At 74.8% G+C, this 9,215-nt stretch carries 9 protein-coding genes; 6 read left to right on the forward strand and 3 right to left on the reverse strand.

Annotated features, from left to right (window positions below; all coding sequences use genetic code 11):
* The first annotated feature begins 27 nt into the window (after positions 1-27).
* Genes EAO71_RS38070 through EAO71_RS35860 form a run of 3 tightly spaced genes read left to right on the forward strand, consistent with a single transcriptional unit; the run spans position 28 to position 3,255 of the window.
* Positions 28-1,926: a hypothetical protein gene (locus EAO71_RS38070; protein ID WP_187282968.1), complete on the forward strand. Its 1,899-nt coding sequence runs from the start codon at positions 28-30 to the stop codon at positions 1,924-1,926.
* A complete protein-coding gene (locus tag EAO71_RS35855) occupies positions 1,923-2,606 on the forward strand; it encodes a neocarzinostatin apoprotein domain-containing protein (protein ID WP_187282969.1) in 684 nt (227 codons plus the stop codon). The genes EAO71_RS38070 and EAO71_RS35855 overlap by 4 nt, the downstream gene beginning before the upstream one ends.
* The gene (locus EAO71_RS35860) at positions 2,590-3,255 is read left to right on the forward strand and encodes a neocarzinostatin apoprotein domain-containing protein (protein ID WP_147981987.1); all 666 of its coding nucleotides are present in this window, start codon (positions 2,590-2,592) and stop codon (positions 3,253-3,255) included. The genes EAO71_RS35855 and EAO71_RS35860 overlap by 17 nt, the downstream gene beginning before the upstream one ends.
* A 105-nt stretch (positions 3,256-3,360) precedes the next feature.
* Here EAO71_RS35860 and EAO71_RS35865 read toward each other — a convergent pair whose 3' ends face one another.
* The gene (locus tag EAO71_RS35865) at positions 3,361-4,020 is read right to left on the reverse strand and encodes an isochorismatase family protein (protein ID WP_147981988.1); all 660 of its coding nucleotides are present in this window, start codon (positions 4,018-4,020) and stop codon (positions 3,361-3,363) included.
* A 1-nt stretch (position 4,021) separates the two neighbouring features.
* Positions 4,022-5,215, reverse strand: coding sequence for a CaiB/BaiF CoA transferase family protein (locus tag EAO71_RS35870; protein ID WP_147981989.1), 1,194 nt, complete (start codon positions 5,213-5,215; stop codon positions 4,022-4,024).
* Between the two features lie 63 nt (positions 5,216-5,278).
* Between EAO71_RS35870 and EAO71_RS35875 the strand changes: the two genes are divergently transcribed.
* Positions 5,279-6,295, forward strand: a complete 1,017-nt coding sequence (locus EAO71_RS35875; RefSeq protein ID WP_147981990.1) for a hydroxymethylglutaryl-CoA lyase — start codon at positions 5,279-5,281, stop codon at positions 6,293-6,295.
* A gap of 2 nt (positions 6,296-6,297) precedes the next feature.
* Complete coding sequence (locus EAO71_RS35880) at positions 6,298-6,993, forward strand: hypothetical protein (protein ID WP_147981991.1); 696 nt, start codon at positions 6,298-6,300, stop codon at positions 6,991-6,993.
* Between the two features lie 18 nt (positions 6,994-7,011).
* Here the strand turns inward: EAO71_RS35880 and EAO71_RS35885 are convergent, their stop codons facing one another.
* Positions 7,012-7,800, reverse strand: coding sequence for an IclR family transcriptional regulator (locus tag EAO71_RS35885; protein WP_261992509.1), 789 nt, complete (start codon positions 7,798-7,800; stop codon positions 7,012-7,014).
* A gap of 300 nt (positions 7,801-8,100) precedes the next feature.
* On the opposite strand from EAO71_RS35885, the gene EAO71_RS35890 reads away from it, so the two are divergent.
* Positions 8,101-9,215, forward strand: a 1,115-nt coding sequence (locus EAO71_RS35890) for a flavin reductase (RefSeq protein WP_261992510.1), incomplete at its 3' end; no start/stop codon positions are given.

Raw genomic sequence — 9,215 nt, forward strand, 5'->3', positions numbered from 1 at the left:
CACGTCCCCTCTGGACGAGGAGCGGTGATGGCCTTTCTCGACACTCCCTCCGGCCGTCCGCGCCCTGACGTCTGCTCGGCCGCGGCGGTCGGCCTGGCCGGCGGGTCCTACCTCGCCGCGGCCCCCCTGCTGGGTGGGCCCGTCGGGATGCCGGGTGAGGCCGTCCGCTATCTGCTGCCGACGGTTCTGCTGCTGGCCGGGGCGGTCGGATTCGTGCTTCGGCGCCGCGGTCGGGCGACCGGAACCACGGGGGCCGCCCGGCGGGCGGCGGCGGTCTGCGTGCTGGCGGGGGCCGCCCCGCTGCTCGGCTCGCCCATGGTGTTCGCCGGGCTGCTGATGGCGGCCGCGGTCCTCGCGGGCGGCTCGCTCGGCCTCTACCGGGCCGAGCGGTCCTGGCATGCGGCCTGCTTCGCGGGGGCGGCCGCCGCGGGCGGTGCCACGGTGCTGCTCGCCGGGCGACCCCAGGTCGTGTGCGCTCTCGGGTGCGGTCTCGCCGCGCTGCTGCTGGTGCCGGCCGGCCTGCGGTCCACCGCACCGGAGGACGACCGCGGCGGTCACTCCGCCGTTTCCCGGCACTCCGCCGTTTCCCGGTGGACGGTGGCCTCGGTGGGCGCGGCGGTGTTCGGCACCCTGTTCGCCGGGCAGAGTCTGGTCGTCTACCGCTGGGAGCTCCTGGGCGGCGCGGGCGCCCGGCCGTTCGCCTGGGCCGCCCTGGCGGCGGCAGTCCTGACCTGTCTGCTCGCCATGACCGGCGGACGGCCGGGGGCAGGCACCGGTCCGCGCACGGCACTGTTCGCGGCCGGGCTCACGGCGGCGGTCGCGGCCTGCGCGGGCGCCGCCCGGGCCTGGCAGTTCACACTGGCGCTCGCGCTGGTCCTCACCTGCGGGGCCGCGGCGGTGGTGGGCGCCGAACGGCGCGGACCGCATGGCTCCGGCCACGCAGCGGCCGGGTTGCTGGGTGGAGCCGCCGCCATGACGGCGGTCGTCCTGTCCGGCCGGCTGCTGGGCGGCCCGGACTCTCTGGCCGCGATCGCGCCGGCCCCCGCGGTGGCGGCGGCCTTCGCGCTGATTCGCGGCAACGCCGGGCGCACGGCCGCCACCGAGCCGCCCGGTCCGGCTGGCGATCCGGCGCGTACCGCCGGTGCGGCGGATGACGTGGGCACCGCCGGCGGCTTGCGGGCCGATGGTCCTGCCGAGGGGTCCGGCTGCACCGGACCGGCTCCGCTCCGTGTGCGCGGCCTCGGGGTGAGGACCGTCGGGGCGCCTCCCGTACGGCGGCTCGGGCTGACGGTGGGGGCCGGGGAGATCACGTATCTGACGGACACGCTGCCCGGCCGCCGCGCGGGGGCGGTCCTGGCCGTCCTCGGCGGGCTGCGCCGGGCCGACGCGGGGAGCTGGTGGCTTCGGGGCCACGACGTGTCCCGCGTCGCGGAACGGGGACGATGGGATCTGCGGATGTCGGCGTACGTCGATCCCTCGGACCCGGGACGGGCGGGCGCCCTGCCCCACGGGCATTCGGCGGGGTCGGTGACGGACGCCGTCGCGGCCGCCGGAGCTCACCTGGGCCCTGAACGGGCCGCGGTACTGACGGGGGGCGCGCTCGCGGCCTTCCCCTTCCTCGCGGTCAAGGGCACGGAGTCCTGCGCCGTGCTCGGCCCCGACGAGCGGTGCGTCCTCGGGCTGACCCAAACCCTCATCGCGCAGCCCGCGTTGCTGCTCCTGGACCTGACCGGGCCCGGCTGCGGACCGCTCGCGGCGGATCCCGCCGTCACGGCCGTCCTGCGCCACGTCGCCGACCGGGGGACGGCGGTGCTCGTCGCCGCCCCCGCGGGACAGGCGGTCCCCGTGCCGCGTCCTCTCCTGCTTCCCGCGTCCGGCGGCCGCCGGGCAGCTCTGCTCGGACGGAACGGAAAGGCCACCCCGTGAGAACCTCCCTGGCGCACCGGACCGGTCGGACGGCACTGGCCGCGACCGCGGTGCTCGCTCTGGCCGGCGCGGCGAGCCCCGTCGCGGACGTGGCTACCGTCCGGGTGTCGGCCGCGACCGGGTTGACCGAGGGCCGGCAGATCACCGTCGAGGGCACCGGGTTCCGCGCCGGTCTGACGTCGGTCGCGGTCGGCCTGTGCAAGAAGGGCTACACCGGCAACCGGGACTGCGATCTGGCGGGCGGCGCCCGCCTGGTCACGATCGGCCCGGACGGTGTGCTCCCCCGGGTCACCCTCACCGTGCACGCGCGGTTCGCGGGCATCGACTGCCGTACGACGCCGTGCGTGATCGGTGTCGCGCCCCTGCCGTCCGGTACCCCGCCCGCGCTGATCGCCGCGAACAGCGTGCAGGTCGCCGTCGGCTTCGAGGGCGGATCGGTCCCCGGCGAGGCGTCGGGTTCGGGCCGGGCCGCTCCGGCCGGCGCCGCGACCCCTGGTACCGCGCGGGTCGACGACTGGAGCGGGCCGTCCACCCCGATGTGGGCGCTGTCCCTCGGCGTGGCCGGCGCCTGCCTCCTGCTGGGTGTCCACTCCCTCGTCCGGGGCCGCCGGGGGGCGGCTCCCGCGAGGCCACCGCTGTCCCCTGCTGGTTCTGGAGGAACCCATGACATCGCTTCGTAGAAGTCGCCGCGCGGGAGCGTTCGCGGCGGCGGCAGTCCTGACGGCGGTGGCGGCTGGGCCGGCCGTCGCCGCCGCCGGGACGCTGACCGTCAGCAAGTCGACCGGACTCGCCGTGGGAGACAAGGTGACGGTGTCCGCGAAGGGGCTGAGCCCCGATCAGGGGTTCGTGCCGATCGGGCTGTGCAAGCCGAAGCCGGCCGGCCCGGCCGACTGCGAGACGTCGCCCGACGCCGCGGTCATCGGGAAGACCGACGGCTCCGGTGTCTGGCACAGTGCGGCGGACAACGCGGCCACCGCCCGGATCACGGTCAAGGCGAAGGCCGGCGGGGCGGATTGCACGGCGAAGCCGGGAAACTGCGTCATCGCCGTGTCGATCTCCTCCACGAAGGAGCTGGTGGAGGTGCCGCTGACGGTGCGGGCGGGCGGCCCGGGGCCGAGCAGCCCGGCGCCCTCCGCCTCCACCCGGGTTCCCGGCCCGGCCACCGGGGGCGGCGCGGGCACGGCCGCGTCAGGCGGGGGAAGTGACGCGGGGTCGCTGCCGCGGACCGGTTCCACCGACGGCCTGCCGGTGGCCGCGCTGATGGGCGGCACACTCGTCCTGCTCGGCGGCTGCACGCTGGTCCTGCTGCGGCGCGGCCACCAGGCCTGAGGGGCGGTGCGGTCCGGTCCGGTCGGGCGCGCGGAGCGGGCTCGACCGGCGCCGGGTCGGTCAGGGACGCGGCGCGTCCGTCCGTAGGCGCGACGGCCGCGCGCCTCAGGCCTGCTCGGGACGGGGCTGGGGCGGCTCCCCCAGTCTGCGGCAGGCGGAGGTGAGGTCGACGACGTCGGCGTACTTGGAGTCGAGGTCGAAGAGGTTGCCTTCGTGGGGGCCGGCGTCGCGGTCGGCGACGGCGTCGCGGACGACGATGGGGCGCAGCCCGTACTGGAGGGCGTCCAGGGTGGTGGCGCGCACGCAACCGCTGGTGGAGAAGCCGCCGATGACGACGGTGTCCACGCCGAGGACGTTCAGGATGTCGCTCAGCCGGGYCTCGAAGAAGGCGCTCGGGTAGTGCTTGCGGATGACGATCTCGCCGGGCTCCGGCGGGCAGATCGGGGTGAAGGCGGCATGTGGACTGCCGGCACGGAAGGCTTCGAGGCCCGGCACCTTGCGGGCGAAGTGAGGGGCGTCGGCGCCCGGTTCGGCGTCGTAGTGCACGGCGGTGAACAGGACGGGGAACTGGGAGCGCCGTGCGGCGCGGGCCAGGCGGGCCATGGCGTGCAGGGCGGCCTCGGCCGTGCCGAGGTGGAGCGGGCTGTCGGGTGCGGCGTAGGCCTGGACGGGGTCGACGAGGAGGACGGCGGGGTGCTCGCCCCATCCGATGCGCCGACCGAAGCCGGCGGCTCGGTAGTCGTCGGCCAGGGGTGGGCCGGCCATGTCAGATCACTCCGTCCGCGGTGAGCTTGTCGCGCCTCTCGTGGGTGAGCCCCAGGAGGCCGCCGTAGACGTCGTCGTTGTGCGCGCCGAGTTCGGGGCCCGCCCAGCGGACGGATCCGGGTGTCCCGGAAAGCTTGGGGACGACGTTCTGCATGGGGATCTCGCCGAAGTCGGGGTGCGGGAGGCGCACGATGGCGTCACGGGCGGCGAAGTGCGGGTCGGTGAGCATGTCGGCAGCGGTGAAGGTCTTGCCCGCGGGGACGCCCGCGGCGTGCAGGGCGCCGAGCAGGGTGTGCGCGTCGTGGCCGGCGGTCCACGTGGTGATGAGGTCGTCGAGTTCGCTCTGGTGGGCGCCGCGTGCGGTGTGCGTGGCGTACCTCGGGTCGTCGGCCAGGTCGGTGCGGTCCATGACCTCGGTGAGGCGGCGGAAGACGGTGTCCTGGTTGGCGGCGATGAGCACGGCGGCTCCGTCGGCGGTCGGGTAGACGTTGCTGGGGGCGACGTTGGGCAGGACGGGGCCGGTGCGTTCGCGCTGGTAGCCGCCGACCTCCCATTCGGGCAGCAGCGATTCCATGTACGCCAGGACGGCTTCGTACAGGGCGGAGTCGACGATCTGGCCGGTACCGGTGCGGGTCCGGGCGTGCAGGGCCATGACGGCGCCGTACGCGGCCATGGTGCCGGCGAGGGCGTCGCCCAGGGAGACTCCGGTGCGGGACGGGGGGCGGTCGGGTTCGCCGGTGATGTGGCGGATGCCGCCCATGGCCTCGCCGATGGAGCCGAAGCCGGCGCGGGGCGCGTAGGGGCCGTTCTGTCCGTATCCGGTGACCCGGACCATCACGAGGCCGGGGTTGACGGCGCGCAGCTCCTCGAAGCCGAGGCCCCAGCGCTCCAGGGTGCCGGGGCGGAAGTTCTCGACGAGGACGTCGGCCCGGGTCACGAGACGGCGCACGAGTTCTTGGCCCTCCGCCCGGCGCAGGTTGCAGGTGACGGACTTCTTGTTGCGGGCGACGACGGGCCACCACAGGGACTTCCCGTAGGGGCGCTCGCGTCCCCACTGGCGCATCGGGTCGCCGCGCCCGGGGTCCTCGAGCTTGATGACCTCGGCGCCGTGGTCGCCGAGGAGTTGGCCGCAGAAGGGACCGGCAAGCAGCGTGCCGGTCTCGATGACACGGATGTCGGAGAGGGGTCCACTCATGCCGCGAGTGTAAGTTTGGGAAACACTGTTTCGCTAGAGGAATCAACGCGGCAGAATGCGCGCATGGACGTTTCCCTGGACCACCGCGTGCACGACTCCCCGGACGACCGCCCGTCCGGGCACCCCGGCGGCGCCTCCCCGGAGCCGGACGGCGGGCCCGGCGTGGTGGAGGTCGCCCCGCGCGACGGGCTGCAGAACGAGGAGCGACCGCTGTCCCCGGCGCAGCGCGCGGACCTGGTCGCGCGGGCGGTCGCGGCCGGCGCGCGGCGGGTGGAGGCCGTGGCGTTCGTCCACCCCGGCCGGGTGCCGCAGATGGCGGGCGCGGAGGAGGTGATGGGACTGGTGGAGCGCGTCGAAGGGGTGCGCTACAGCGGCCTGGTGCTCAACGCCCGCGGCATGGAGCGGGCGAGCGCGAGCGGCGTGGACGAGGTCAACTACGTGGTGGTGGCGAGCGATACGTTCTCCAGGCGCAACCAGGGCGTCGGCACCCGCGAGGCGCTCGCCGCGTGGGAGGGGATCGCCGCCCGCGCGCACGCGGCCGGGATCGGGCGCTCGCTGACCGTGGCCGCCGCGTTCGGCTGCCCCTTCGAGGGGGAGACGCAGGAGTCGACCGTGGTGGAACTGGCCCGGATCGGGGCGGAGTCGGGCGCGGAGGAGCTCGTCCTGGCCGACACCATCGGCGTGGCCGCGCCCGACGCGGTCACCCGGCTGCTCACCGCGGTGCGCGAGCAGGCGCCCGGTGTGATCCTGCGCTGCCACTTCCACAACACGCGCAACACCGGCTACGCGAACGCGGTCGCGGCCGTGGCGGCCGGCGCGTCCTGGCTGGACGCCTCCCTCGGCGGCATCGGGGGCTGCCCCTTCGCCCCGGCCGCCACCGGCAACATCGCCACCGAGGACCTCGTCTACCTGCTGGGCCGGATGGGCATGGACCCGGGCATCGACCTGGAGGCGGCCGCCGAGACCGGGGCCTGGCTGGGCGCGGTGCTCGGCATCACGGTCCCCGCTCTGCTGGGCAGGGCGGGGCCCTTCCCCGGAACGGCGTCCGGGGTGTCCGGAACGCCGCGAGGGGAGGAGTAGCCGTGGGCGCGCATCCGCACGGGGCCTGGATCCTGCTCCACCTGCTGCTGTTCGTCTTCTGGCTGGGAGGCGACCTCGGCGTCTACGTGTCGAGCCGGTACGTCCTGAGACCGGACCTGCCGTTCGCGGCCCGCTCGACCGCCCTGTCGATCATGGGCGGGCTGGATCTCGGCCCCAAGATCTGCCTGGTGCTGACCCTGCCGAGCGGCGTCACGCTGATGGCCCTGGAGCCGCACGGCGCGGGGCATCTGCTGAACGGCTGGTCCGCCGGGGCGACGTGGCTGTTCGCGGCGCTCTGGCTGTGGCTGACCGTCCGCGAGCACCACCACCCCGGCCGCCACCCCTGGACACGCCGGGCGGACTGGACGCTGCGGGTGCTGCTGACGGCCGTGCTGTGGGGCGTCGGCCTCTACACCCTGCTGGCCGCCGAGCCGTTCGGGGTGGACACCGATCCGCGCTGGCTGGGCGGCAAGGTGCTGCTGTACGCGACGGCGATCGCCTGCGGGCTGGGGATCCGGCTCACGCTACGGCCGTTCGCGGGCGCGTTCGGCGCGCTGGCGCGTTCGGGGAGCGGCGAGCGGGTGGAGCGGGAACTACGACGGGCCGTCGACGGCTGCGTGCCGTACGTGGCGGGGATCTGGGCGTGCGTCCTCGCGGCCGCGGCGCTGGGGGTGTTCAAGCCCGGCGCCGACCTCTGATCCGGTGCGGCCCGGGGTTCAGCCGACCCCGGGCCGGAATCCGAACTCGGCCGAGAGCCGTTCCGTGCTGGCCATCAGCAGGGGAGCGCATTCGGCGAGGCGCGGCTTGAAGCGGGACTGCGGCCCGGCGAGGCTCACCACCGCGATGACGTGGCCGTCGTACCCGAAGACGGGCGCGGCGAGCGAGGCGGAGCCGCTCTGCCGCTCACCGACGGAGGTGGCATAGCCGCGGCGCCTGACGGCCGACAGCTCCTTGCGCATGCGCTCGGGGTCGGTGATGGTCCGGTCCGTGATCGCGTCCAGCGCGTGGCGCTCGAGGTAGGTGTCGATCTCGGCGTCGGGCAGGAAGGCGAGGAAGGCCTTGGAGGAGCTGCCCGCGTGCAGGGGCAGCGGGATCCCGAGGGCCACCTCCATGCGCAGTTCCTGCTCCGGGACGACCTGGTCGACGTAGAGCCGGGTGTCCCCGCGACGGATGGAGAGGGTCGCGGTCTCACCGCACTGGGCGGCGAGCCGGCGCAGTTCGGGGGCGGCGAGCACGCGCAGGTCGGTGCGGGCGAGATAGGCCCGTCCGAGCGAGATCGCGGCCGGGCCCAGAGCGTAGCGGCGGGTGACAGGGTCCGCGATGATCAGGTCGCGGTTGCGCAGGGCCGTCAGGACGCGGTGCACCGCGGCCTTGGTGATGCCGAGTTCCTGTGCGATCTCGGTGACACCGAGATCGGGGCGGCCGCWGCGGCCGAACATCAACAGCACGTCCATGGCCCGCTCGACTGCGGCGACAGACCGGCTACTGCTCGTCTCCTCGGTCACGGCTGTCCTTCTGCGCGATGGGCTCGGGAGTCGACGGTCCCTCGTCGTCCTCCCCGACGTGCCGACAGCATAACGTCGATTTCCCCATGGGAAACAGCAGGTGCACGGATGTCGGACTCGTTGACAGCGGCGAGAGCGCGTCGTTACCCTCGAAGAAACAGCGTTTCGCTGGAGGAAACACAAGCGATCGGGGGTTCGATGACCGCAGTCATCGACAAGACGACCTTCCGTCAGGTTCTGTCCCGATGGCCCAGCGGCGTGGGAATCGTCACCACGGCCGGTGCGGACGGATGGCACGGAATGACGGCGAGTTCGTTCAGCAGCGTGAGCATTGCACCACCCCTCGTCCTGGTCTGCCTGGACCGGGCGATCCGCTCCCACCGGCTGCTCACGCGCAACGGCGTCTTCGCCGTCAACGTCCTGGGCCGCGACCACCTCGCCCTGGGACGGAGGTTCGCGGGGATGGAACCCGGTGTCACCGACCGCTTCGCAGCGGGAGACTGGCTCCCCGGCGCCACGGGCAGTCCCGTCCTGACGGACGCGGCGGCCTGGGTGGACTGCCGCGTCCTGCACCGGTATCCCGGCGGCGACCACACCATCTTCCTGGGGGAGGTGGTGGCCGCGGGCGTCCCCCGCCTCACCTCCCCCCTGCTCTTCCATTCCCGGTCCTGGGGCCAGTTGGCCGACCCGCTGCCCGACCGGGTGGACCTCGCCGACACCGGCCTGGCCGGGGTGGCGGCACCGCACGCCGCGCGTCTGGCCCGGGCACTGCGGCTGGCGGGCGTGCGGGTGCGCCTGGGGACCACCGCGAGCGCCGGCGCCGAGGGGTCCGACGGTGTCGGCTGCTCCTCGGTCCATGTCGCCGACGTCGACGGCGCCGTCGCCGCGGCGACGGCCGGTTCCCCCGCCGTCGAGTTCACCGTGCCGGCGGACGGCGACGGCGCGGGCGCCGCGGGGTTGGTCCGGGCGGTACGCGACACAGGCCGTCCGAACACGCTGGTGGTGGCCCGGATACGCGACGCTCTGCGCCCGGAGCTGGCCCGGGCCTGCCTGCTGACCGTGCAGCGGCTGACGGCCGCCGGCTGCGGGGAGATCGTCCTGGAGGAGCCCGCGGAAGGGCCGGACGACGGGGGCGGCGCCTCCCCGCTGGCCCTGCGCCGGCTGCTCCAGGACGCGGTCCCGGAGGCCGGGGCCGTACCGCTGCGCCTCGCGCTGCGCGACCACCACGGCCTCGGCCTGGTCAACGCCCTGACCGGCATGAAGAGCGGGATCCGCTGCTTCGAGACCACCCTCGGCGACTGCGGCGGCACACTGGCCACCGACCGGCTCGCCCTGCTCTGCTCCCGCATCGGTGTCGCCGCCCCCCTKGACGGCGTGGCCCTGCGCGCCCTGCGCGCCGAGGCGCGCGTCCTGCG

Source organism: Streptomyces sp. MS191, from assembly GCF_008042125.1.
In the GTDB taxonomy this organism is placed as follows: domain Bacteria; phylum Actinomycetota; class Actinomycetes; order Streptomycetales; family Streptomycetaceae; genus Streptomyces.

Coding starts and splice junctions, on each gene's coding strand:
- EAO71_RS38070 (WP_187282968.1), top strand. CDS start 28: ATGGCCTTTCTCGACACTCCCTCCGGCCGTCCGCGCCCTGACGTCTGC.
- EAO71_RS35860 (WP_147981987.1), top strand. CDS start 2,590: ATGACATCGCTTCGTAGAAGTCGCCGCGCGGGAGCGTTCGCGGCGGCG.
- EAO71_RS35870 (WP_147981989.1), bottom strand. CDS start 5,215: ATGAGTGGACCCCTCTCCGACATCCGTGTCATCGAGACCGGCACGCTG.
- EAO71_RS35875 (WP_147981990.1), top strand. CDS start 5,279: ATGGACGTTTCCCTGGACCACCGCGTGCACGACTCCCCGGACGACCGC.